Source organism: Marinomonas sp. AWM4_232, assembly GCF_056158325.1.
In genome coordinates this window covers 284,534-307,717 of sequence record NZ_JBSWTA010000001.1, presented here as the reverse complement: position 1 = coordinate 307,717, position 23,184 = coordinate 284,534, and the positions used below count along the sequence as shown (strand labels likewise).

Here is a 23,184-nt window from a genome sequence, read left to right as displayed (position 1 = left end):
AAAAAGCCCCGCATAAAGCGGGGCGAATGACTTAGAGAGAATGCTGCGATTAAACAGCGTCCTGACTTAATGAAGTGGCTTCGGTAAGTACTTCATTAAGGTGCAGCCATGTTTCAACCACTGTATCAGGGTTGAGTGATACACTTTCGATGCCTTGTGCTACTAGCCAATCTGCAAAATCGGCGTGGTCTGATGGGCCTTGACCACAAATTCCTACGTACTTGCCTTTTGCTTTACAGGCCTCAATGGCCATTTTAAGTAGCTTTTTAACGGCTGGATTGCGCTCATCAAACTTGTCGGCAATAAGTCCTGAGTCACGATCTAGACCCAGTGTTAGCTGTGTCAGGTCGTTTGATCCGATTGAGAAGCCATCAAAGAATTCTAGGAACTCATCAGCTAGCAAAGCATTAGATGGTAATTCGCACATCATAATGATTTTAAGATCGTTCTCACCGCGAACTAAGCCATGCTCAGCAAGTAGAGCAATCACTTGTTCAGCTTCTTCTAGAGTACGAACGAAAGGAATCATGATCTGTACATTGGTGAAGCCCATTTCATTTCGTACACGGCGGATCGCTTCACATTCCAATGCGAAACAATCGCGGAATGATTCGTCTAGGTAGCGTGCCGCACCTCGGAAACCAAGCATTGGGTTTTCTTCATCTGGTTCGAACTGCGGTCCACCGACCATGTTGTGGTATTCGTTTGACTTAAAGTCAGATAGGCGCACAATCACGGGTTTGTCTGCAAACGAGCAGGCGAGCGTTGATACACCTTCTACAAGCTTTTCAACGTAAAACTCAACTGGGTCCGCGTAACCTGCGATTCGGTGAGTGATCTCTTCTTTTAAGCCCGCGTCCATACGATCAAAGTTAAGCAGTGCTTTCGGGTGAATGCCGATCATACGGTTGATGATGAATTCTAGGCGAGCCAAACCAACGCCAGCGTTCGGTAGCATGGCGAAGTCAAACGCTCGGTTTGGGTTACCTACGTTCATCATGACTTTTACAGGTAGATCGGGCATGTTGCCCACTTCAGAGGTCACCACATCAAATTTCAATGCACCTTGGTAAACCATGCCCATATCACCTTGAGCACAAGAAACAGTTACTTCTTGGCCATCTTTCAAGGTTTCTGTTGCATCACCTGTCCCCACAACAGCAGGAATGCCAAGCTCACGTGCAATGATGGCAGCGTGACAGGTACGACCGCCGCGATTAGTGACTATCGCAGAGGCTTTTTTCATGATTGGCTCCCAATCTGGATCGGTGATATCCGTAACTAAAATATCACCTTCTTGGATGCGATCCATTTCGTTAATAGATCGCAGGACTTTTACTGCTCCTGAGCCGATTTTGTGACCAATAGCACGGCCTGTCACTAACACAGGTGCATTTTCACGAAGGTTGTAACGTTCCATACTTTGCGTGCTGGATTGCGAACGAACCGTTTCTGGGCGAGCCTGTACGATGTAGAGCTTGCCATCGATGCCATCTTTTGCCCACTCAACATCCATAGGGCGTTGGTAATGTTTTTCAATGATCATGGCTTGACGGGCAAGGTCTTCAACTTCTTCGTTGGTTAATGCAAATTGATTTTGTTGATCCAGTGTTACCGGTACGATTTGCACAAACTCATCACTGTCAGCCGCTGCGTATTCCATTTTTTGAGCTTTGCTGCCCAGTGTTTTTCGAACTACTGCTGGGCGACCAGCTTGTAACGTGCCCTTGTGAACATGGTACTCGTCTGGGTTTACGGTACCTTGAACGACCATTTCACCTAGTCCGTAAGCAGCAGTGATGAACACCACGTCGTTAAAGCCCGATTCGGTATCAAGGGTGAATAGTACGCCGGAAGCACCAATGTCACTGCGCACCATTTTTTGGATGCCGGCTGATAGAGCAACGCCCTTGTGTTCGAAGCCTTGGTGAACACGGTATGAAATGGCACGGTCGTTAAACAGTGAAGCAAAAACTTGCTTGATGGTTAACTTAACAGCATCCAAACCTTGTACGTTTAGGAAAGTCTCTTGCTGTCCAGCAAAGGATGCGTCAGGAAGGTCTTCCGCTGTTGCTGATGAGCGTACTGCAAAGGAAGCACCAGCATTATCATTAGACAGTTGTGAGTAGGCTTGCTCGATTTCATTGTTGAATTCGTCTGAAAATGGTGCTTCTTCAATCCATGTACGAATTTGTTTACCTGCTTGAGCAAGTGCTTGAACATCATCAACATTCAAAGCATCAAGCAGATCATGGATTTGTTGGTTAAGGCCACTTTCTTCTAAAAACGTTTGATAAGCGTAAGCGGTTGTTGCAAAGCCGTTTGGAACTTGAATCCCCAAATCGGAAAGGTTGGAAATCATCTCACCAAGAGATGCGTTCTTTCCGCCCACTTCGCCTACATCATCAAGACGTAGATCACTAAACCACTTAATAAATTTGCTCACACTGCACTCCAGCTTGTCACATAAGAATTATTATTTTGTTCCTGATCAATGGCTTGCCATAACGGAACAATAGGAGTCATTGTAAAAAGAGGATGTGAAATGAATAAAATCGATTATTCGATGTTGTTTTATTTCAATCAGTTTTTTCAATGTCGTTGCTTAACAACAAAATAGGGGTATTTAGTGAAGGTTTATTTCGTTTCAGACGGTACGGCCATTACAGCTGAGGTGTTTGGTCAAGCCATGCTTTCGTTCTTTGATGTGACCATTAAACAGGTCAGCGTGCCCTTTTTATCAACCGCAGATCAAGCTCATGGTTTCTGTAAACAGTTGCAAGAAGAGCGATCGAAAGGGGAAAGCACCCTAGTGTTTTTCACTATTTCAGATCCTAATATTCGTTCAATAATCGAGTCTTGTGATGGTCATTGTTACAACATTTTTGGGGATTTATTGTCACCTATTGAGCAAGCGTTAGGCGTTCCAGCTCAGCCTAACGCGCAAAAAGCGCATGGCATAAAGGAAGGGATTTACGATGGGCGTATTGATGCGATCAACTATGCGTTAGCCAATGACGACGGGGTTTCAGTCAAGAATTATGAAGAAGCAGAAATCATTCTATTGGGTGTGTCTCGCTCTGGTAAAACCCCAACTAGCTTATATCTGGCAATGCAGTACGGTATCAAAGCCGCCAACTACCCTTTGACGGAAGATGACTTTAATGATTTCGGGCTTCCGAAAGTGCTAAAACCACATAAGCATAAGTTGTTTGGTTTGACCATTGATCCTGAACGTCTGCATGAGATTCGCACAGGGCGTATGGCGGAAAGTAAATACGCTTCATCGCGCCAGTGTCGTTATGAATTAAACGAAGTAGAAGCGATTTATCGCCAAGAACGTATTCCATTTTTGAATACAACACGCCTGTCTGTGGAAGAAATTTCCACCAGAATCATGGCAGAAATGCATTTAACCCGTAATCGGGGGTGAGCTGTAAAGTAACGGAACTATCTAAAAAGTTGATCTGTGTAGGGAAATAACAGATTTATTACATGATTTAGACGATATTTGTGGCGAAAAAGTTATGAAGGCAAACTTGCGTGTCATTTTTTCGCCATAGATATGACATAAAAAGCCCCGTTTTGTTGTGTTATTACAGGGCTTAAGAAGCTAAAGATGCAGCCATAGTGAATAATGTGGCACCATTTAGAGAGTATTCTCTAATAATAACTTATACTTAGATTATTAATTCATTCAAAAATAGAAGCTAAGAAGTGCTTCTAATTAATAGGACGGTACCATTTGAGTAAAAAAGACATTCTAGACCCATTTCGAGATCGGGAAGCATCAAAATATGACAACCCCATTCCTAGTCGCGAATACATACTAGAGCACATCGCCTCGGTGGGTCGTCCTGTTACTCACCCTGAATTATGTGAAGCCTTCGGTTTAAAAGATGATGACTCCATTGAAGCCGCACGCCGACGCTTAATTGCGATGTGTCGTGATCATCAATTGGTTAGTAACTATGACGATGCTTATTCTCCTATCGTAGAGAGCGACTTAATAGAAGGCTACGTACAAGGTCAAAAAGACGGCCATGGCTTTTTACTACGTAAAGACGAAGACGATGTATTCTTATCTCCTCGACAAATGCAATCTGTTATGGATGGCGATTTAGTTGTTGCGCGTCTGTCTGGCAAAACTATTAAAGGGCGACTTGATGGTGTCGTGGTCGAGATCAAAGAACGCAAACACAGTACTTTGGTTGGCCGTTACTACGAAGAAAGCGGTTCAGCGTTCGTCACGCCAGAGAACCCTCGTATTTCCCAAGACATCATGATCGAGCAATCTTCCGGACTATCTCCGAAGCACGGTCAATATGTATTAGTGGAGATCGTTACCTACGCGGAACGTCATGTTGCAGCAAAAGGCATTGTGAAAAAGATCTTAGGTGACTTTATGGCACCTGGTCTTGAGATTGATGTCGCAATTCACCAGTACGACATTCCAAATGAATGGCCGAAAGACGTTGTACAGCAAATCAGTCACTTCACGACAGAGGTCGCAGAAGAAGATAAAGTGAATCGCGTTGATCATAGGAAAACGCCTTTTGTCACCATTGATGGCGAAGACGCTCGTGACTTTGATGATGCAGTGTACTGTGAAAAAACACCAGGCGGTTGGAAGTTGTATGTTGCCATTGCTGATGTTTCACACTACGTGAAGAAAGGCTCCGCGTTGGATGAAGAAGCGATCTTGCGTGGTAACTCGGTTTACTTCCCCGGTCGTGTTGTACCTATGTTGCCAGAAGTGCTTTCTAACGGTTTGTGTTCCCTAAACCCGAATGTTGATCGCTTAGCGATGGTGGCTGAAATCTCGTTAACCACTCGCGGTAAAATGCGCGGTTACAAATTTTACGAAGGTATTATCAATTCTCATGCTCGTTTGACCTATTCAAAAGTCGCGAAGATGATTGCTGCTGAGCCGGATGAGCAAGGTCTTGAGCTGCGTGAGCGATACAAAGACATCGTGTCACACATTGATGACTTATATGGCTTATACCAAGTTTTACGTGCAGCACGTGAAGAGCGCGGTGCGATGGACTTCGACACGGTTGAAACACGTATGGTGTTTGATCAAAACGCTAAGATTGAGCAAATTGTGCCGATCGAGCGTAACGATGCCCATAAGCTGATCGAAGAGTGTATGTTGTGTGCCAATGTCGCTTCTGCTGAGTTGCTATTAAAAGCGAATCTGCCAGCGTTGTTCCGCATCCACGAAGGCCCGCGTGAAGAGAAATTGATTGCTTTGCGTACTTACCTATCCGTACTGGGTTTAGAACTGGGTGGTGGATTAAAGCCGACACCGAAAGATTACGCCGATTTGGCTGAGAAAATCCGTGATCGAGCTGACGCGCGAAGCATTCAAACCATGTTACTTCGTTCTATGTCGCAAGCGGTTTATCAACCAGATAATGTGGGGCACTTTGGCCTTGCATACGATGCGTACACCCACTTTACATCCCCGATTCGCCGCTACCCAGACCTATTAGTTCACCGTGCGATTCGTTACTTGATTCGTGGTGAGGGTGCGCCAAAGGTCACTCAAGCCTATAAAGTACCGGGCTCAGTGCCCCTAAAAGCGAACAAGATTTATGGCTACGATGATGCTGCCATGGATCAACTCGGTGAAAACTGCTCTGTGACAGAGCGTCGAGCGGACGAGGCCACTCGTGATGTGGAATCATGGCTTAAGTGTCAGTACGTTGAACAACACTTGGGTGAAGAGTTCGATGGTATTGTCACTGCTGTCACGCCATTTGGATTGTTTGTTGAATTAGGCGGTTTATACGTCGACGGTTTGGTACACGTGTCTGGACTTGGGGACGATTACTTTGTTCACGATCCTGAGCACCAAGCCATGATTGGTGAGCGCACTGGTAAGGTTTTCCGTTTAGGTGAGCAAGTACGTGTGATCGTATCTGGTGTTAACCTTGAGCAGCGTAAGATTGACCTGCAAATGTTGCAAGGCCGTCCAAAGCCTAAAAAACGCATGGATTTGGATGAATTGACTGAGCTTGAAATGCAGTTGGCTCAGTTGCCACCGATGGAGCTTGGTGGACGTGTTAAACCAAAGGCAAGACCTGATCGTGAAGGCCAAAAAGCGCCCGCGGACGAAGAGTGGGATAACAAGCCTAAGAAAAAATCAGGCAAGAAAAAGGACGCTCAGAAAGTAAAAGCCAAAGCTAAAAAGTCACGCCCTAAAAAAGCGGGCAAGAAAGCCGATGGTGTAAGCAACAGCGCAACGTCAAAAAAATCGTCAGCTGTGAAAAAGGCAACGGGGACGAAAGCTAAAAATACCAAGCCGAAAACCAAAAAGAAAAAGAGCAACGCCAAAGCTCGTGTACGCGATTAATCAAAGAATAGAAAGAGTGTGTTAGCCACATGGCAGATTTAGATTGGGTATACGGTATTCATGCCGTAGAAAATGCGCTGGGCCAAGATGGTAAAGTGAAAGAAGTGCGTCTACAGGAAGGACGTGATGATAAAAAGATGCAGCGCATACTTAAGCTGTGTCAGCTACAGAAAATTCGGGTCAGCCAAGTGCCGCGCCGTGACTTGGACCAGCTATTTAGTAAAAGCAAAGAGCGTGTGGTTCACCAAGGTGTGGTGGCGTTGGCTGAGGTCACCAAAACAGGTGATGAGAAGGATTTAGAGCGTTTAGTGAAAAACCTAGATGCTGTGCCATTGATCGTAATTTTGGACGGTGTAACGGACCCTCATAACCTTGGCGCTTGTTTGCGTAGTGCTGATGCGGCAGGTGCTCATGCGGTAGTGATCCCGAAAGACAAATCGGCAACGATTAATGCGACGGTAAGCAAGGTTGCTTGTGGTGCTGCGGAAAGTATGCCTGTATTCTCTGTCACCAACCTTGCCCGCACCATGAAGAAGCTTCAAGACCTCGGTGTTTGGATTTTTGGTACTGCGGGTGAAGCAACGCAAACTGTCTACGAGCAAGATCTCACGATCCCAACAGCGATTGTAATGGGCGCAGAGGGCGACGGTATGCGTCGTCTGACCCGTGAACAATGCGATTACTTGATTAAACTGCCGATGGCGGGTGTGGTGACCAGCTTGAATGTCTCGGTTGCCACAGGTGTGTGTTTGTACGAAGTGGTACGTCAGCGTGCGGTAAAAGCAGGTTCTTAACCTGCTTTTTTAATTGGTTGAATGTTCGTGAGGTACCCGTGTTAAAAGCCTTCCAAGTAGCCCCTCTAGGCCATGAATTAGACAGCGATATCCAACATAAGATTGACTTTAAAACCAAACCGCCAGGTGCTTTGGGAGGCCTAGAGCGCATCGCTTTTCAAGTGGCACGTATTCAAAGAACGTTAGTCCCAAAACTTGAGAAAGCGCAAATGCTAGTGTTTGCAGCAGATCATGGCGCGGTTGATAAAGGCATCAGTGCGTTTCCTCAAGAAGTCACACCACAAATGGTGGCGAACTTTTTAGCTGGTGGTGCCGCGGTAAGCGTTTTTTGTAAACAACACAACGTACCACTAAAGGTGGTTGATGTTGGCGTCAAAGTTGACATGCCAGACCACCCACTACTGTCAAAACGAAAAGTGGCCTACGCGAGTCAAGACTTCTCTGAGCAAGCCGCTTTGAGCCTTGAGCAAGTCAATCAAGCCTTGCAGGCTGGGGCTGATGAAGTGGATGCATGTGGTGAGATGGACTTGTTGCTATTTGGTGAGATGGGTATTGGTAATACAGGTGTCTCATCTTGCATGATGAGCGCGATAACAGGAACGAAGCCAGAAGACACAGCAGGGCGCGGGACTGGGCTAGATGACGCTGGCGTTTCGAAAAAAGCACAGATTCTTGCGACGTCGCTCAAACGAGCTGAGCAAGAGCTTAACAAGCCTGTGGGTGAATGGGCACCTTGGGAAGTGGCAACGCAAGTAGGTGGTTTAGAAATTCTAGCCATGTCAGGCGCCATGCTACGCTCGGCTGAGTTAGGTAAACCGTTTGTTGTGGATGGCTTTATCTGCACGGTTGCTTTGTTATTTGCTAGCAAATTGCGGCAAGCCGTGGTGGATTATGCCATCTTTGCTCACCAATCCGATGAACAGGCCCATAAATCACTGTTACAACACTTTGACGCCACACCTATCTTAAAGCTGGACTTACGTTTAGGCGAAGGATCTGGTGCCATTCTTAGTTATCCAATCATTAAAAGTGCCGTCACCTTCTTTAATGAAATGGCGAGTTTTGAGTCCGCTGGAGTCAGCAATGCTTCTTGATCAGGATTGGCAGGGCTTTAAGCGATCTCTGGCGACCTATACAAGAATCCCGCTGAATATCGATTGGGACTCCCCTAAAAAGCACACGCCTAGCGTGTGCTTTTTGCCATGGGTCGGTGTGATCGTAGCAATGCTGAGTGCTTGGCCGCTGCTCTTTAGTGGATGGTCTCCTGAGTTTCAAGCATTGCTAATGATCATCAGTGCAGTGTTATTGACTGGGGCCTTTCATGAAGATGGTTTGATGGATGCTGCCGATGGCTTGGTCGGCGGTTGGACGGCAGAACAGCGCCTCACCATTATGAAAGACTCGCGGGTTGGCAGTTATGGTGTGCTGGCAGGGATATTTTGCTTTGCAATAAAGTGGTGGCTCTTGAGCCAGTGGATCACTAAATCTCTGTGGCAAGATGGCATGTTGTTTGTGCTATTGGGCTGGATCACGGTTCATGTTTGCGCCCGTTGGTTGCCACTTGGGATCATGACTTTCTTGGATTACGTCAGCCTTGGTCATAGTAAAGCTAAAAGCATGATTTCTGATTTCACTTTGCGTGGCTATGCTTGGATCGCCTTGTCTATGCTGTTTGTCATTGTGTTGATTGGCGTAAATGCTTGGTTCTCAGTTGCGCTAATGTTAGTGGTCACAGGTGCCTGTGCCGCCCTATATTTAGTTCGTCGAATTAATGGTTATAACGGTGACACGCTGGGAGCCAGTGAACAGATCGCGGAGCTGTTGGTGTTATTTACCTTACTTGGGTGGCAAGCCTAATGAAGTTAATGTTGATTCGTCACCCCAAGCCAGACGTTGCAAAAGGGCTTTGCTATGGTCAAACGGATGTTCCGATTGTGGAGAGCTGGCCGCACGATGCACAAGCCATCCACACTTGGCTCAGCAAACACTACCCAGATAAAACTTGGCAATTCTTTCACAGCCCATTAGTGCGAACACGCTTGCTCGCACAAGCATTACATCCTCAATCCGTGCCTGTGGAAGCTATTAAAGAAGTAGATTTTGGCAATTGGGAAAATCGTTTATGGAATGACATTCCCAAGTCTGAAATTGATGAATGGATGGCATGTCTGACCAATAACGCTCCATATCATGGTGAGAGTTTAACCGCTTTGTTGGAGCGTGTCATAAACTGGTTTGAAGGCATTCGTCAGGCGGATAAAGACACGGTATTGGTTACGCATGCTGGCGTGATTAAAGTACTGGTGGCGCATTTATGTCAATGGCCATTGGACCAGTGCCATCGTTTAAACCCTTCTTATTCCAGTATCACTGAATTAGATCTAGGCGAGCATTATGCCATGTTGAATCGCTTAGGCGCGGGTGACTGGGTACGTTAAAGAGGTATCTATGCTGTTGTACATTTTAGGCATGATTGGTATTGCCGCGTTCGCGATCTCGGGAGTGATTTCTGCTGGTCGACGCAACATGGATATTTTTAGCATTGTGTTGCTGGGTATGGTGGCTTCGTTGGGCGGTGGCACCATTCGCGATGTTGTGCTGAGGCTGGATGCCGTGTATTGGGTGCAAGATACATCTTATTTATGGGTTGCATTTTTGTCCTCAGTATTCGCTTTTTTTGGCGTGAGGGTGATCGAAAACCGTCAGCAGGTGTTTCACTACGCCGACTCATTTGGGTTGGCTTTATTTACTGTCGTCGCTACGGAGCGCGTGCTGGCTCAAGGTTTTTCTCCGATGATTGCCATTACCATGGGGGTGATTACTGGAGTTGCAGGTGGGATCATCCGAGATTTGTTGAGTGATCGTGCGCCATTGGTTCTAGGCAAAGAGTTTTATGCCACACCAGCATTTCTCGGAGCTTTGTTAGTCGTGCTACTAGAGCAGAATATGCCTTGGCATGAATATAACTCGATTTACGCCAGCTTTTTGATCTTTATACTGAGAATACTGGCAATTCATAAAGGCTTGTATTACCCAAGCTGGTTATTATTCAAAAAAAGAGATTCATAACGATGGAGAGAACCCCAGAACAGCAAGCGCAAATCGACATGGCCAAGCGTTTGAAAAAGAAAGAGGTGGTGGATAAGAAAATTGCTGCGGCGACCGAAGAGCGCGGTGTTTCGATTTTGTTAACTGGAAATGGTAAAGGTAAAAGTTCCAGTGCGTTTGGTACGATGGCCCGAGCATTGGGGCATGGCCAAAATGCGACCGTTGTTCAGTTTATCAAAGGTCGTAAAGAAACAGGGGAGCAATTATTTTTTGGTCAACATCCCCAAGTGTCTTTTCATGTGATGGGGCATGGTTTTACTTGGGAAACGCGCGACCCTGAGTTAGAGCAAAAAGCCGCCAATCAAGCTTGGGAAGTGGCAAAACAAGCGCTTGCGGATGAGCGTGTGAACTTTGTCCTGCTGGATGAAATTACTTATATGTATAAGTACGGTTATCTTGATGCGGATGATCTGGTCGAAGCGTTAGCGAATAGGCCTGTTCACCAAAATGTGGTGATGACCGGCAGAACGGCACCGAGAGCCTTATTAGATAGTGTTGATACGCACAGTAAAATCGCTAATGAGCGTCATGCCTTCGAAGGGGGAGTGAAGGCGCAAGCTGGCATTGAATGGTAAAATGAGAACCTTTCTTATTTAATTGGACTTTTTCTGTTTTCTAGATGATAATCATTCTTATCATTAGAAGAGGAGGTCCTATGATTTACTGGCAGCATTTAACTCGGCAAGCAAATGAAGCACATACTCGCGAGGCCTATGTAGATGCTCAAGAGTTGGGGCGTAAAGCCTTAGCATGTGCGGAAGCAACTTTTAAAGATGACTTTGAGGTCGATGCAGAAACAGCCGTTTCGGCGGTGATTGTGAGCTATATGAATCTCGCAGAAGTGTCTGTTTCTATGAAGGAGTGGCTTCAGGCTAATGATTACTTTGAGCGTGGTGTGCAATTTCTGCAGAGTATTATTGTTAAGCCTGAGCTACCGACAGAGCATCGTGAGCTCATTGAGCTGACGGCTTCCCACTTACGATTTGAGTGGGAGCTTTTCACGCAAACTTACGGCAGCAAACTGGCCGTCGCGAAACGCACTAATCGTCTTCGTTGGTTAAAACAACGTAATGACGACAGCTCGTCGTGGCAAAGTAGCTATGGTTACTAACATTTTAATGGTCGCTTTAAGTGTATTGTTGTTAGTGCTCGTGATTAATCTCTTGAGGCGATAGGTTGGCACGATGTCTTGTGGTGTACAAAAAAGTATACACTTAAGACTTGCTGTGCATTTTTAGGGTTTGCTCAGCCATAGAGTACCGCTTAGACAGAGACTAAAATACAGGCTCTTTAGGATTCAACAAGGGTTAGTTTTTATGTCTGTAGCGGTGTCTGATATCAAACGGCATTCTCTTCTAGAAGATGCCCAAGCCATCATCGCGGGTACCATGATGATCGCCTTGGGCATTAACTTTTATACGCAAGTTGGCTTGTTGACTGGCGGTACCGCAGGGATTGCCTTCTTGCTTAATTACATAACGTCTTTTAGCTTCGGGCAAATTTTCTTTGTGATTAATTTGCCATTTTATTGGTTATCGATTCGTCGTATTGGCCTAGAGTTTACTCTCAAGACTTTCGCTTCTGTTTTTCTAGTGTCTGTATTTTCAGATATTACGCCGATGTTCTTACAGCTTGAGAACATTAACCCATTCTATGCCACCATTGCTGGCGGGTTTTTAATTGGTGTGGGCTTCGTGATGCTGTTTCGCCATAACGCAAGCTTGGGGGGCCTGAATATTCTGGCGCGTTACTTATTCCAAACTCGTGGCGTGCCAATTGGTAAGTTTATGATGACAGTGGATTGTATGGTGGTGTTCATGTCAGTGTTTATCGTGGACTTCTCATTGATTGCGATTTCAATCTTGGGCGCTGTGGTGCTTAACTTTATGCTGGTCATGAATCATAAGCCAGGTCGATACAGCGTCTCATTTTAATTAGATGCTAACTGCGTTTCTTAAAGCTAGCGGGTCAGGTATGATATAGACATCATGCTTGACCCGTTTTGTTTTGTGCTCATACAACACAGTTAAACAGGGCTCGCTGTATTTAATCCTCAATTTCATGCGACGAGACACTTCCAGCCTCTATGTCAAAACCCTTTTCCGATACTTCCGTTAGACTCGATTTCTTTGTTTCCCATACATTAGGTTTGTCACGAAAAGATGCCAAAATCCTAATCACCAAAGGACAGATCAGCGTCAATGATACGGTCACTAAAAAAGCCAATCATACAGTCACGCACCAAGATCTAGTTAAGCATCGCGATGATTTATTAGCTTGGCCTCGAGATAAGTATTTCGTACTGAATAAACCTGCTGGCTATGTATGTGCTACGGAAGACGGCCAACACCCAGTCGTGTTGGATTTGATTGCAACGCACGAGCAGAAAGATTTGCGTGTTGTTGGGCGTCTGGACATGGACACAACAGGATTGCTGCTTTTAACGACAGATGGGCAATGGTTGCATCGTATTACATCGCCTAAGAGTGACTGTTTTAAGCAATATCGAGTCTGGTGTGCTGACGACATCACTGATGAAGCGATTAAGCAACTTGAGCTGGGCGTCCAACTTAAGAGCGAAGAGCACCCAACTAAGCCTGCTAAAGTTGTACGAGTGACTTCTCACGAAATATTGTTAAGTATTTCTGAAGGAAAATATCACCAAGTTAAACGCATGTTGGCAGCATTAGGTAATAAAGTTGTTCGTCTACATCGAGAATCTATCGCTGAGGTGGCTTTGGGTGACTTAGAAGAAGGTCAGTACCGAGAGCTAACCGATGCCGAAGTGGCGCTATTTTAACGTTTTAAAGAGAGATCCAGAATGAGTGAAGAGCTAAGCTTAGATCAACGCATCCAGTTACTCGCATCCCCTGATGATGTTCGATTAGAGTACTTTGTAAAAACAGTCAAAGAACATAAAACAATTTGGAGTCTAAGCAACGAAGAAGGTTTCGTGATGGTTGAAACCGATGATGGCGACTGCGTTATGGTATGGCCTGATGCAGACTTCGCTGCTCAGTGGGCGATAGATGAATGGGATGACTGTGAGCCTGTTGAGGTCTCTCTGGAGACTTTCCAAAGCATGTGGCTTCCAAGTCTTGAGCAGGACAACATTACCTTAGCTGTTTTTCCAAACATAGATGATGAAGGTAAGCTAACAAGTGCTGAACAATTGAAGGCACTACTCGGCTAAGTTTTAAGGACGACAAGGAGGCACCGTGAAAAACCAACGTTTAGCCAGTGAGCTGGCGACTGAAATTCAAGCCTTCCTTGATCAGCAGGGCAGCTTAATGCTCGCTGTTGTGGATGCACAGGGTGTTCCTATTGCGTCATATGCTCCTTATGTCGTGCTAGACGACGAGTTTTACATATTAGTCAGTCGTTTAGCGCAGCATACTGAAGCGTTAGAGCAGGCTCTAAATGCCTCAGTATTGATCATAGAAGACGAAGCGAGCAGCGATACTGTCTATGCTCGGAAACGGTTACAATACGAAGTCTCAGTTAGCATGATTCAGAGAGAATCGGCTTCATGGTCGTCTGTGGGAGACTTGTTAGTCAAACGACACGGTGAAGTTGCGTCTCAGTTGCTGTCGCTGGGGGATTTTCTGATGTTTCAGCTGAGTCCAGTAAAAGGGCGTTTCGTCAAAGGTTTTGGTCGAGCATACGAGTTAGCTCCCAACACATTAGTATCAGATCAATTAGATCATTTACGTGGATAAATCGAAGGAATAAAACGACTCATGAGTAAGCGTCAAGCCAACCGAGAAGAAGTCTTCTCGCGTATTTTAGAAGCGGCTGAAATTGAATTTGGATTGAAAGGCTTTGGTGGTGCGAGCCTCCAGCATATAGCTGAACGAGCGGGTTTGCCAAAGCCAAATATCGTTTACTATTTTCATTCCAAAGCGAATCTTTACAAGCAAGTTTTGAACAACATTGCTGACAGTTGGAATGATCTATTTGATAAGGCCACGGCCATGGATGACCCAGCCATTGTGCTTGATCGCTTTATTCGAATCAAATTACGTCAAAGTTTTGAAAGTGGTCGATCGTCACGCATCTTTGCTCAAGAAGTGATTCAAGGTGCTCACTACATTGGTGATTACTTAAAAGAGGACTTACGTCCATGGTTGCGCTCTCGTGTTGGTGTGATTGAGCAATGGATTGAGACTGGCAAGATGCGCAAGGTCGATCCAGTTGCCCTTATCTTTATGATCTGGTCGACGACCCAGCATTACGCGGATTTTGAAGCGCAGATTCTTGCTTTAACAGGAAAAGAACAGCTCGACGAAGCAGATTTAGTTCGCGTTGGTGATACCTTAAGCGAGATCATCCTTCGTGGTTGTGGATTAACTCCACCTGTTTCTACTCATCCTTTATAACATCCCGTTGTGTGATGATGTGTTGAACCAAAGCCCGTAATTTTGCGGGCTTTGCTGGTTTTGGCATATAGGATATGTGCTGCTGTTTGCATTGTTCAGCCAATTCATCTGTGCGCACCGCTGTAATCAATACGGCAGGGATATTCTGATTGAAGCGCGCCCTTAGGCGTGTGATTAAATCTATTCCATCATGCTGGTCATTAAGTTGGTAGTCCATGAGCAATAATTCAGGGAGTGTTTCCTCTGCAGCATTGAGAGCATCTTCATAACGATTAAAAGTACGGTAAGTACAATGCCATTTATCCAATAAGGTGCTCATGGCTTCCAGATTATTAGGATCATCGTCGACGCACCATATATGGCACATTGCCAGTGCTTTGTTGATCTTAGTAATGGGGGCTACTTCAGGGGCTTGCTGAGGTAGTGCTGGTTGCTTCGCATTGGGTACCAATATCGTAAAGCAGCTGCCCCTATGGGGAACTGAGCGTACTTGGGTGGTAACACCAAGCAATTTCTGCATACGTCTTACTAATCCCAAACCTAAGCCCATTCCTGGCTCACGGTTGTTTTCCCAGCGATAAAAATCATCAAATACTTTTTTCTGTTCGCTTTTGGGGATGCCGACTCCTGTATCCCATACTTGAATAGAGACATGTTGATGTCTTGGTCTAACAGAAATTAAGACCCGCCCCGTCTCAGTATATTTGACTGCATTCGAGACAAAGTTCTGAATGATACGTCTTAGGTAAATTGGGTCACTGTGAACCCGGCAAGGTCGTATGTGAGTCGACAGGCGCAGGTTTTTACTTTCTGCTATCACGGCAAATTCGGTGATAATTGGGTCAATAATCGGCTGGATGTCGGTGTCAACAAGAGTCGGTTTGATAGCACCTTGATCCAGTCTTGCAATTTCTAATAACGTTGAGATCAAGGTTTCGGTGGACTCAAGCGAGTCACTTAACTTGCTCAAGGTGGTTATGGAATCATCAGGAATTGCGCTGTCTTGAAGTGCGCCAAGGTAAAGTTTTGCAGCGTTCAACGGCTGCAAAATATCGTGGCTTGCCAGCGCAAGAAATTCTGTTTTGGAGGCATTCGCATGCTCAGCTTCGGCCTTAGCGCTCATTAACTCTTGTTCTGCCTGAGCGCGTCGGTCAATTTCTTGTCTCAATTCTTGGTTAATGCCCTGTACTTCTTGTGTTCTAGCAACCACACGTTTTTCCAGATCAATGTTGGCATCTTTCAGGGCTTGCTGACTTTCAATGTGCTCAGTGACATCGGTAAAACTGGTAACAAAGCCGCCATTGGGGAGCGGGTTGCCCACCATTTCAATAACACGGCCATTGGCTCTTCTGCGAAGGAAGCGATGTCCTGTGCCTTTACGTAGATGTTCTAGTCGCTTATTTACTAGCTCTTCAACATCACCAACACCACATTCGCCATTGACGGCATTGAAACGGATTAATTCTTCGACTGGTAGACCTATTTTTAACATGCCTTCTGGATACGGGTAGAGGGACATATAAGTTTTGTTCCAAGCCACCATTCGTAGTTCTTTGTCGACGACACTGATGCCATGGTCTAGATTATCTAGCGAGATGAACAATAGGTTTTGGTTGAACTGAATAGCTTGAGTAGCTTCATCTAAGTAGGTCACCATCTCTTCTACTTTGATTTGCTTATCAACCAATAATGAGTTGATGATAGTACGAGCAGAAGAACCACCTAGAACCCCGCCAAGTACGCGTTCACAATATTCAATAAATAGTCGAGATGGGCGCTGGTTTGAGGGTAAGTTCTCGTTGTAATTTTGTTCGAAATGATGAATCACTTCAGCGCATTTTTGTTCTCCTAAAAAAGTTTCCAAGAGTACGAATAAGTCGCCATTAATAGCTTTACTTTTTGGCTTAAAAAAGCGGCTTTCAACTTCCGAAGTGGGGGTGACAAAGGCTGTGGCTTGGATACGGTCGACTAAACGTTCGCTTGCCAACAAAGAGCCAAAAACATAACCAATAATATTAGCAATCAGGCTAATTAGGGCTCCATAGCTAATTAGCTCACTGCGGGACGAATAGGTGCCTAACGACATTTCGCCGCCAGCAGTAAAGGGTAGCAACATCCATAAGAACCAGCAGATAAAGCCAAGCGTCAGCCCCGCGTAGACACCGTAGGCATGACCACGTTTCCAATACAAACCACCAATGACAGCCGGAACAAGCTGGAATACCAATGAGAAGGCAAGCAAGCCAGTGCTAGCAAGTGATTCACTGTTTGCCATTTCTTGGTAATAAACAAAGGACAAAGACAAAATGCCTAGCATGGCGATTCGTCGTACCAGCAAAATCCGACGATTATAAATAGGCAAGGCTCTATTTTGGTTTTTGCTCCGGGCCAACATCAGCGGCAGAATCACATCGTTACTGATCATGATACTGAGCGCAAAGGTCGCGACAATGACCATGGCTGTTGTGGCAGACATACCGCCAAGAAACATAAGGATTTGTAACGGAAGATTTTGTGATTCTAGAGCCAATTGAATGACATAGGTATCACCGTTTACGTCACTGCTAAAGAGGCTCTGTCCGACAATGGCAATAGGGGGAATAAGCGCAGCAAAAATGAGCAAGTATAAAGGGAATACCCATCGTGCTGTGCGTGACTGCTTGTCATTCTGATGATCGACCACCGTGACATGAAATTGGCGAGGTAAACAAATGACCGCAGCGGCGGCCATCAGTGTTTGCATAATAAATGGAAATGAGAGAAAGGTGTCGCTGCGCCATTCGCTCAAGTCGGCGCTTTTGATAAAGCTTTCAATAGAATCATGGGGAATCGCAAAAATAGCGACCAAGCCTACCGCTATAATGGCCACTAATTTAAACAGCGACTCACTGCCAATCGCTAGCATCATACCTGAGCGGTACTCTGTTACTTCGACCTTGCGTGTACCAAACAACATCGCAAAGACCCCGATCAATACGGTTGCAACAAAGACCACTAGGCTGGCGGAGCTTTCATCTTGGTTTACAAATAATGCAAAATTTGAGCCTATGGCTTTAAGTTGAAGTGCAATATAAGGGATTACTGCGAGCATGCAGATCAGGATGACAACTGGGGCAGTGAGTGGTCTTTTGCCATAGCGCGAAGAGATAAAGTCTGCGACCGAGGTGATGTTTTGCCTGCGGCTTACAAAGATCATCTTTCGTAGAATGCCAAATCCAAACAGATACAACAGAACAGGTCCTAGCAGAATGGGCAAATAGCTCCAGCCTGACCGAGTGGCTTCACCAATGGCTCCGTAAAAAGTCCAAGCGGTACAATAAATAGCTAGGGATAAGCTATAGACAAGAGGGTGTCGGGTGAGTCGTTTAGCAATTGGACTGTCCTTATCGCCCCAATTAGCAATCCAGAAAAGTCCTAAGATGTAGAGTATTGCAAGAATTACCCAAAATGCTGTCATCGCGTGACATGTTCCATTACTAGCTACGAGATGTGCTTAATGTAGCACAGCTTATGCTGAATGCCTTTAGACCATAGTCTTGAGTGCTTTGTTTCACTATATGAAACAGACAGTTAAAGGTCGATCACTCTATTACAGTGGTTAGAGATGCTATGATTGATCGAAACCATTCAATATGAGATCGCTTATGCCATCGCAAGAGTTTAAAGCCTACCACGCACATTTGTACTATTCAGATCATGATGGCTTATCAGAAGCGCAGCAGGTTGCCCATGAAGCCGCTAAGCTGTTTGACGTACGTGTGGGGCGTTTCCACGAAAAGAAAGTTGGTCCTCATCCTATGTGGAGTGTGCAAATTTCATTTTCATCCGCTATTTTGGGAGACATCATGCCTTGGCTGATTCAAAATCGTGGCGGCTTAGATGTTCTCCTACATCCATTGAGCGGAGATGAACTTTGGGATCACACGCAGGGGGCGTGCTGGTTAGGAAAAAGCCATACATTAGATATTCGTCAGTTCTTGCCTAAAATCTAATAAAATCCGCTGTATTTTTGAAGAAAATGCCTGATACGGTAGTAAAGCAAAGATTGCTTCGTTACCATTATTGTTGAATTCACATTAGGGTTCGTGATGTGGCAGTGTTTGGCAATAAGTTATTGCAGTTCTTCGGCACTCGTTCCCAGCCAATATATAATTAGGAGATTACAATGCAAATCGCACCGAACACAGTGGTGAGCATGCACTACACACTAACCGACGAAGGTGGCCAAGTTCTTGACTCTTCAGCAGGTCAAGAGCCTTTAGTTTTCCTAAGTGGTGCTCAAAACATCATCGAAGGTTTAGATAACGCGATTCAAGGTAAAGCTGCGGGCGATGCATTGAAAGTAGAAGTAACACCAGAAGAAGGTTACGGACCAATTCATCAAGAATTGATTCAAAAAGTGCCACGTGAAAACTTCCAAGGCGTTGATAGCATTGAAGTAGGTATGCAATTCATGGCGCAAACACCAAACGGTCAACAACCAGTCGTTGTTGTAGGCGTTGAAGAAGACGGCGTAGTTTTAGATGGTAACCACCCTTTAGCAGGAAAGCCTCTAAGCTTTGATGTTGAAATCGTTGAAGTTCGTGCGGCAACTGAAGAAGAAGTTGAGCATGGACATGTTCATGGCGAAGGTGGTCATCACCACTAATCGAGCGATTGATTGAGAAAGGGCTGCCGCAAGGTGGCCTTTTTTTGTTACTGTCTTTTTGAATATAAGAAGAGAAAAGAAAGGGTATGGAGGAGGCTTAGGAAAGCGCATTTTTATATTAATTTTTGCGCCCTATAACCTAAAACAGCGTGATTAAGCGTGAGAGTGCTTAGCTGAGTTGAAAGAAATACGTTTGCTTACCAATGTTTTTTTAACCCAAGCAAATGCTGAGGAAATCAGTGCAATGGTGTATTCAGATGCTTCAGCACGGGCAATCACAGCTGCTTTCTCGTGTTCAGTTAAGTATGTAGTGTCTACAGTTTCAAGCATTTCTACAAGAGATTTAGTTTTCATATCGTTCTCCTAAAAGTGAGTTATTACACTAAAGTATGATAGAAGAACGCTTGCATTGTCTCAAACGATAAAAACTCTCCTAATAGATTAGAAAAACTCAACTATCGGTGTTCCACTTCTCATAGTGAATAGCTTCATTTAGGGGGCGTCGGTCTTGCCATCCATAACGCTCAAGGTCAGGCGTTGTTTGAAACGCTTCTACATAGCCGATGCAGAAGTAGCCAATGATGTCTAAGCTTTCAGGTATCCCCAGCGTGTCATATAGCACTTGGTCTTCTAAAATGCTTACCCATCCCATACCAAGGTTTTCAGCCCTTGCTGCTAGCCACAGGTTTTGTACCGCGCAAACCGCGCTGAATAGATCCATCTCCGGTTTGATGGTGCGACCTAAGACAACGTTTCCCGTGCGTGATCGGTCACAAGTGATGCAAATACCTAATGGAGCTTCTTCAATGCCTTCTAGTTTAAGTGAGCGATAAAGCGCCTGACGCTCGCCGTCAAATAACTTGGCAGAGGCTTCGTTAGCGGCAAGAAAACCGTCTTTAATTGTTGCACGAGTTTCAGGATTTTTAATGATGATGAAATCCCAAGGCTGCATAAAACCAACGCTTGGGGCATGGTGAGCGGCTGTTAAAAGTCGCTGAATGACTTCATCATCAATCGGAGTGGGTAGGAAGTCTCGGCGCACATCGCGGCGGTTGAAAATGATGTTGTAAAGATGATCGCGATGGGTTGCGTCGAAATGCATACAGGACTCCAATGTAAGAGCCCTGTATTGTCGGGAAAAAGTGTTAAAGGTGCAAATGAGTGATTAGTGCTTATTGCTGAGCGCTTTTCAAGAAGCACGTCCATCACAAACAGCGGCCAGTAATGGGTCGTTATTTGAAAGAGATACCCATTCACTATTATTTACCTGGTTTCCAGTTGGCACTTCTAATTTATTGGTGAAATTTGTACGTGCGCCTGCGCCACAATGGATAACTTGAGTAACGCGCTTAGCCGAGAGGCGACGTTCAAAGAAATAGAGATCTACCAAATACACATCGTGGTTTAGTTCATTTTGTGCGGCATTGTTGATGTCTGCCGCAATAAAGCGAGTGGTTTGTGGGTAAACCATGCTCCATGGACGCCATGGGGCTTCTTCTTCAACGGTTTTTACCACCACTACGCCTTCTGGTAATAGGCTTGCTTGGTGCTCGTACCAAGTGTATTCGCTTTGAATTTGAAAACTTAGCATGCCGATGCCTGCAAGAGTAGGGACCAGCCATTTAGGTGCTTTCTTTAACGACAGCTTGCGGATGAATAGGGCGATACCCGCACCTGCAAGGCCTGCACAGATTGTCGCGATTAATTCCCAAAGCATAAAGTCACCTTTTTATTATTCTGTTGTTTGAAATCAGTGGTGCAAATTAAGTGGCTAGCTCCAGTGGAGCTAGCCTTGTTAGTTAAACTAACGATTAATGGTCGACTGCGCCGCCCGCACCTTTAGGGTAACGTACGCTTTCAACAAGGTCTTGTACATCTTGTGGTACTTCTTCTGTCATGTTTGACACGATGAAGGCTACTGCGAAGTTAATCACTGCACCGATCGCTCCAAATGATAGAGGTGATATACCGAACAACCAGTTGTCAGGTGTGTTCGCTAGTGTGTTTGTACCAGGGATAAAGAACCAACCTAGGTAAGTGAAGATGTAAACTAGAGTACAACCTAGACCTGCTAGCATACCTAGTACAGCACCTTTACTGTTCACACGTTTAGAGAATATACCCATCATTAGCGCTGGGAAGATAGATGCTGCAGCGATACCGAAGGCTAATGCAACTACCTGAGCCGCGAAGCCAGGTGGGTTCATACCCAAATAAGTGGCGATAATGATCGCGAAGAACATGGATACACGAGCCGCTAACAGCTCACCTTTCTCAGTAATGTCTGGGTTAATCGAACCTTTGATCAAGTCATGACTTACCGCAGATGAAATCGCCAATAGTAGACCGGCTGCAGTGGAAAGTGCTGCGGCTAGACCACCTGCTGCGATCAGACCGATTACCCAACCAGGTAGGTTAGCGATCTCTGGGTTTGCCAAGACTAGGATGTCACGGTTAACAGTCAGCTCGTTACCCGCCCAACCACGTGCTGTTGCTTCTTCAGCAAACGCAGGCGTGTCGTTGTAGAACTGGATACGTCCGTCACCGTTTTTGTCTTCGTATTTGATTAGACCTGTTTGTTCCCAAGTTTGAATCCAATCAGGACGTTCATCGTATGCGATAGAGTTTTCTGTTGGACCTTCAGGGTAGATAGTGGTCATTAGGTTCAAGCGAGCCATAGACGCTACTGCTGGAGCCGTTAGGTAAAGCAAGGCGATGAACACTAGTGCCCAACCAGCAGACCAACGTGCGTCAGCTACTTTAGGTACAGTGAAGAAACGGATGATTACGTGTGGTAGACCTGCAGTACCGATCATCAGAGACAATGTAAACAGAACCATGTTTAGTTTGTTGTCTACGTCAGCGGTGTAATCACGGAAACCAAGTTCACGTACGACTTCATCCAGTTTTTGTAGCAAAGGCATACCAGATTGAGTGTGTTCCGAGAACAAACCAATCGCTGGAATGAAAGTATCAGTGAGTTGAAGAGAGATAAATACAGCAGGAATCGTGTATGCCACGATTAGTACACAGTACTGAGCCACCTGAGTGTATGTGATACCTTTCATACCGCCCAATACAGCGTAGAAGAATACCACAACCGCCGCGATGATTAGACCAGTGTCTTTGTCTACTTCAAGGAAGCGAGAGAAGGCCACACCAGCACCGGTCATCTGACCGATTACGTAGGTTACCGAGGCAATGATCAAACACGCTACCGCTACCAATCGAGCTGTGCGTGAGTAGAAACGATCACCAATGAAGTCTGGCACGGTAAATTTACCGAACTTACGTAGGTAAGGGGCAAGCAACATCGCTAGAAGTACGTAACCACCAGTCCAGCCCATAAGGAAGGTTGAGTTAGCGTAACCGCCAGCAGCGATTAGACCCGCCATCGAAATGAAAGAAGCCGCGGACATCCAATCGGCGGCCGTTGCCATACCGTTCATTACAGGGTGTACGCCACCACCTGCAACATAGAACTCTTTTGTCGAACCCGCACGGGCCCAAATCGCGATACCAAAGTAGAGGGCAAAGGATGCCCCTACAAACAACAAGTTAATCGTGAATTGACTCATGGTGATTACTCCTCAAGTCCAAATTCTTTATCCAGTGCATTCATACGCCATGCGTAGAAAAACACCAGGCCAATAAAGCTGATGATTGAGCCTTGTTGTGCAAACCAGAAGCCTAAATCAGTCCCCCCGACTTCGATTCCTGCAAGCATTGGACGAAGTAAAATGCCGAAACCGTAAGACACTAAGGCCCATACGATTAAGCAGCCGAAAATCAATCTAACATTCGCCTTCCAATAGTTTTCTTGGTTTTCCGTGTGATCAGACATTGTCGATCTCCTTTGTTATTTTTATTTGCACATTGAATGTAGCAGTGCGC

The 23,184-nt window shown here is 45.4% G+C and carries 23 protein-coding genes; 16 read left to right on the top strand and 7 right to left on the bottom strand.

The features are described from left to right. Positions 1-49: 49 nt before the first annotated feature. Positions 50-2,446, bottom strand: a complete 2,397-nt coding sequence (gene ppsA / locus ACXAC1_RS01415) for a phosphoenolpyruvate synthase (RefSeq protein WP_475057954.1) — start codon at positions 2,444-2,446, stop codon at positions 50-52. Positions 2,447-2,629: 183 nt separating this feature from the next. Here ppsA and ppsR point away from each other — a divergent pair, with 183 nt between their 5' ends. The 14 genes from ppsR (at position 2,630) to ACXAC1_RS01345 (ending at position 14,642) form a co-directional block, all read left to right on the top strand. Beyond that, the gene (ppsR, locus tag ACXAC1_RS01410; protein WP_228189623.1) at positions 2,630-3,433 is read left to right on the top strand and encodes a posphoenolpyruvate synthetase regulatory kinase/phosphorylase PpsR; all 804 of its coding nucleotides are present in this window, start codon (positions 2,630-2,632) and stop codon (positions 3,431-3,433) included. Between the two features lie 312 nt (positions 3,434-3,745). Further along, positions 3,746-6,361 carry a ribonuclease R gene (rnr, locus tag ACXAC1_RS01405; RefSeq protein WP_475057952.1) on the top strand — a complete coding sequence of 872 codons (2,616 nt, stop codon included), beginning with the start codon at positions 3,746-3,748 and terminating at the stop codon, positions 6,359-6,361. Between the two features lie 29 nt (positions 6,362-6,390). After that, a complete protein-coding gene (gene rlmB, locus ACXAC1_RS01400; RefSeq protein WP_475057949.1) occupies positions 6,391-7,155 on the top strand; it encodes a 23S rRNA (guanosine(2251)-2'-O)-methyltransferase RlmB in 765 nt (254 codons plus the stop codon). Between the two features lie 38 nt (positions 7,156-7,193). Then, the gene (gene cobT / locus ACXAC1_RS01395) at positions 7,194-8,249 is read left to right on the top strand and encodes a nicotinate-nucleotide--dimethylbenzimidazole phosphoribosyltransferase (protein WP_475057946.1); all 1,056 of its coding nucleotides are present in this window, start codon (positions 7,194-7,196) and stop codon (positions 8,247-8,249) included. Next, positions 8,239-9,012: an adenosylcobinamide-GDP ribazoletransferase gene (locus ACXAC1_RS01390; RefSeq protein ID WP_475057944.1), complete on the top strand. Its 774-nt coding sequence runs from the start codon at positions 8,239-8,241 to the stop codon at positions 9,010-9,012. Before cobT ends, ACXAC1_RS01390 begins: the two co-directional genes overlap by 11 nt. Continuing rightward, on the top strand, positions 9,012-9,593 hold the full coding sequence (locus ACXAC1_RS01385; RefSeq protein ID WP_475057942.1) for a histidine phosphatase family protein: 582 nt from the start codon (positions 9,012-9,014) through the stop codon (positions 9,591-9,593). Before ACXAC1_RS01390 ends, ACXAC1_RS01385 begins: the two co-directional genes overlap by 1 nt. Positions 9,594-9,603: 10 nt before the next feature. Next, positions 9,604-10,224, top strand: a complete 621-nt coding sequence (locus ACXAC1_RS01380; protein ID WP_133560464.1) for a trimeric intracellular cation channel family protein — start codon at positions 9,604-9,606, stop codon at positions 10,222-10,224. A 2-nt stretch (positions 10,225-10,226) separates the two neighbouring features. Continuing rightward, entirely contained in the window at positions 10,227-10,838 is a 612-nt protein-coding gene (cobO, locus tag ACXAC1_RS01375; protein ID WP_475057939.1) for a cob(I)yrinic acid a,c-diamide adenosyltransferase, read from the top strand. 80 nt (positions 10,839-10,918) lie between these two features. After that, positions 10,919-11,374 carry a tetratricopeptide repeat protein gene (locus ACXAC1_RS01370; RefSeq protein ID WP_133560462.1) on the top strand — a complete coding sequence of 152 codons (456 nt, stop codon included), beginning with the start codon at positions 10,919-10,921 and terminating at the stop codon, positions 11,372-11,374. 205 nt (positions 11,375-11,579) lie between these two features. Beyond that, on the top strand, positions 11,580-12,197 hold the full coding sequence (locus ACXAC1_RS01365; protein ID WP_475057937.1) for a YitT family protein: 618 nt from the start codon (positions 11,580-11,582) through the stop codon (positions 12,195-12,197). Between the two features lie 152 nt (positions 12,198-12,349). Then, positions 12,350-13,063: a pseudouridine synthase gene (locus tag ACXAC1_RS01360; RefSeq protein WP_475057935.1), complete on the top strand. Its 714-nt coding sequence runs from the start codon at positions 12,350-12,352 to the stop codon at positions 13,061-13,063. Positions 13,064-13,084: 21 nt separating this feature from the next. Then, the gene (locus tag ACXAC1_RS01355) at positions 13,085-13,456 is read left to right on the top strand and encodes a DUF2750 domain-containing protein (RefSeq protein ID WP_475057933.1); all 372 of its coding nucleotides are present in this window, start codon (positions 13,085-13,087) and stop codon (positions 13,454-13,456) included. A gap of 25 nt (positions 13,457-13,481) precedes the next feature. After that, positions 13,482-13,982: a HugZ family pyridoxamine 5'-phosphate oxidase gene (locus tag ACXAC1_RS01350; RefSeq protein ID WP_475057930.1), complete on the top strand. Its 501-nt coding sequence runs from the start codon at positions 13,482-13,484 to the stop codon at positions 13,980-13,982. A gap of 21 nt (positions 13,983-14,003) precedes the next feature. Further along, positions 14,004-14,642: a TetR/AcrR family transcriptional regulator gene (locus tag ACXAC1_RS01345; protein WP_133560452.1), complete on the top strand. Its 639-nt coding sequence runs from the start codon at positions 14,004-14,006 to the stop codon at positions 14,640-14,642. Here ACXAC1_RS01345 and ACXAC1_RS01340 read toward each other — a convergent pair. Next, positions 14,626-18,099: a sensor histidine kinase gene (locus ACXAC1_RS01340; protein WP_475057928.1), complete on the bottom strand. Its 3,474-nt coding sequence runs from the start codon at positions 18,097-18,099 to the stop codon at positions 14,626-14,628. The two genes, ACXAC1_RS01345 and ACXAC1_RS01340, sit on opposite strands and share 17 nt — an antisense overlap. A 187-nt stretch (positions 18,100-18,286) precedes the next feature. Between ACXAC1_RS01340 and ACXAC1_RS01335 the strand changes: the two genes are divergently transcribed. Together ACXAC1_RS01335 and ACXAC1_RS01330 are read left to right on the top strand one after the other, a co-directional pair. Further along, positions 18,287-18,634 (top strand): DOPA 4,5-dioxygenase family protein, encoded by a 348-nt coding sequence (locus ACXAC1_RS01335; protein WP_475057925.1) that lies wholly within the window; start codon positions 18,287-18,289, stop codon positions 18,632-18,634. 173 nt (positions 18,635-18,807) lie between these two features. After that, entirely contained in the window at positions 18,808-19,290 is a 483-nt protein-coding gene (locus ACXAC1_RS01330) for an FKBP-type peptidyl-prolyl cis-trans isomerase (RefSeq protein ID WP_475057922.1), read from the top strand. 153 nt (positions 19,291-19,443) lie between these two features. Here ACXAC1_RS01330 and ACXAC1_RS01325 read toward each other — a convergent pair whose 3' ends face one another. The 5 genes from ACXAC1_RS01325 to ACXAC1_RS01305 all read right to left on the bottom strand — a co-directional run bounded on the left by ACXAC1_RS01325 (position 19,444) and on the right by ACXAC1_RS01305 (position 23,134). After that, positions 19,444-19,644, bottom strand: a complete 201-nt coding sequence (locus ACXAC1_RS01325; protein ID WP_475057920.1) for a hypothetical protein — start codon at positions 19,642-19,644, stop codon at positions 19,444-19,446. A gap of 97 nt (positions 19,645-19,741) precedes the next feature. Continuing rightward, positions 19,742-20,392, bottom strand: coding sequence for a 5,6-dimethylbenzimidazole synthase (bluB, locus tag ACXAC1_RS01320; RefSeq protein ID WP_475057917.1), 651 nt, complete (start codon positions 20,390-20,392; stop codon positions 19,742-19,744). An 87-nt stretch (positions 20,393-20,479) separates the two neighbouring features. Next, positions 20,480-21,007: a hypothetical protein gene (locus tag ACXAC1_RS01315; protein ID WP_475057915.1), complete on the bottom strand. Its 528-nt coding sequence runs from the start codon at positions 21,005-21,007 to the stop codon at positions 20,480-20,482. A gap of 94 nt (positions 21,008-21,101) precedes the next feature. Next, positions 21,102-22,868, bottom strand: coding sequence for a sodium:solute symporter family protein (locus ACXAC1_RS01310; protein ID WP_475057914.1), 1,767 nt, complete (start codon positions 22,866-22,868; stop codon positions 21,102-21,104). Positions 22,869-22,873: 5 nt separating this feature from the next. After that, entirely contained in the window at positions 22,874-23,134 is a 261-nt protein-coding gene (locus ACXAC1_RS01305) for a DUF4212 domain-containing protein (protein ID WP_133560436.1), read from the bottom strand. Positions 23,135-23,184 lie beyond the last annotated feature (50 nt).

Coding starts and splice junctions, on each gene's coding strand:
- ACXAC1_RS01315 (WP_475057915.1), bottom strand. CDS start 21,007: ATGCTTTGGGAATTAATCGCGACAATCTGTGCAGGCCTTGCAGGTGCG.
- ACXAC1_RS01305 (WP_133560436.1), bottom strand. CDS start 23,134: ATGTCTGATCACACGGAAAACCAAGAAAACTATTGGAAGGCGAATGTT.
- ACXAC1_RS01355 (WP_475057933.1), top strand. CDS start 13,085: ATGAGTGAAGAGCTAAGCTTAGATCAACGCATCCAGTTACTCGCATCC.
- rlmB (WP_475057949.1), top strand. CDS start 6,391: ATGGCAGATTTAGATTGGGTATACGGTATTCATGCCGTAGAAAATGCG.
- ACXAC1_RS01390 (WP_475057944.1), top strand. CDS start 8,239: ATGCTTCTTGATCAGGATTGGCAGGGCTTTAAGCGATCTCTGGCGACC.
- ACXAC1_RS01340 (WP_475057928.1), bottom strand. CDS start 18,099: ATGACAGCATTTTGGGTAATTCTTGCAATACTCTACATCTTAGGACTT.
- ACXAC1_RS01325 (WP_475057920.1), bottom strand. CDS start 19,644: ATGAAAACTAAATCTCTTGTAGAAATGCTTGAAACTGTAGACACTACA.
- ACXAC1_RS01345 (WP_133560452.1), top strand. CDS start 14,004: ATGAGTAAGCGTCAAGCCAACCGAGAAGAAGTCTTCTCGCGTATTTTA.
- ACXAC1_RS01380 (WP_133560464.1), top strand. CDS start 9,604: ATGCTGTTGTACATTTTAGGCATGATTGGTATTGCCGCGTTCGCGATC.
- bluB (WP_475057917.1), bottom strand. CDS start 20,392: ATGCATTTCGACGCAACCCATCGCGATCATCTTTACAACATCATTTTC.
- ACXAC1_RS01365 (WP_475057937.1), top strand. CDS start 11,580: ATGTCTGTAGCGGTGTCTGATATCAAACGGCATTCTCTTCTAGAAGAT.
- cobO (WP_475057939.1), top strand. CDS start 10,227: ATGGAGAGAACCCCAGAACAGCAAGCGCAAATCGACATGGCCAAGCGT.
- ACXAC1_RS01335 (WP_475057925.1), top strand. CDS start 18,287: ATGCCATCGCAAGAGTTTAAAGCCTACCACGCACATTTGTACTATTCA.
- ACXAC1_RS01370 (WP_133560462.1), top strand. CDS start 10,919: ATGATTTACTGGCAGCATTTAACTCGGCAAGCAAATGAAGCACATACT.
- ACXAC1_RS01360 (WP_475057935.1), top strand. CDS start 12,350: ATGTCAAAACCCTTTTCCGATACTTCCGTTAGACTCGATTTCTTTGTT.
- ACXAC1_RS01330 (WP_475057922.1), top strand. CDS start 18,808: ATGCAAATCGCACCGAACACAGTGGTGAGCATGCACTACACACTAACC.
- ACXAC1_RS01385 (WP_475057942.1), top strand. CDS start 9,012: ATGAAGTTAATGTTGATTCGTCACCCCAAGCCAGACGTTGCAAAAGGG.
- ACXAC1_RS01310 (WP_475057914.1), bottom strand. CDS start 22,868: ATGAGTCAATTCACGATTAACTTGTTGTTTGTAGGGGCATCCTTTGCC.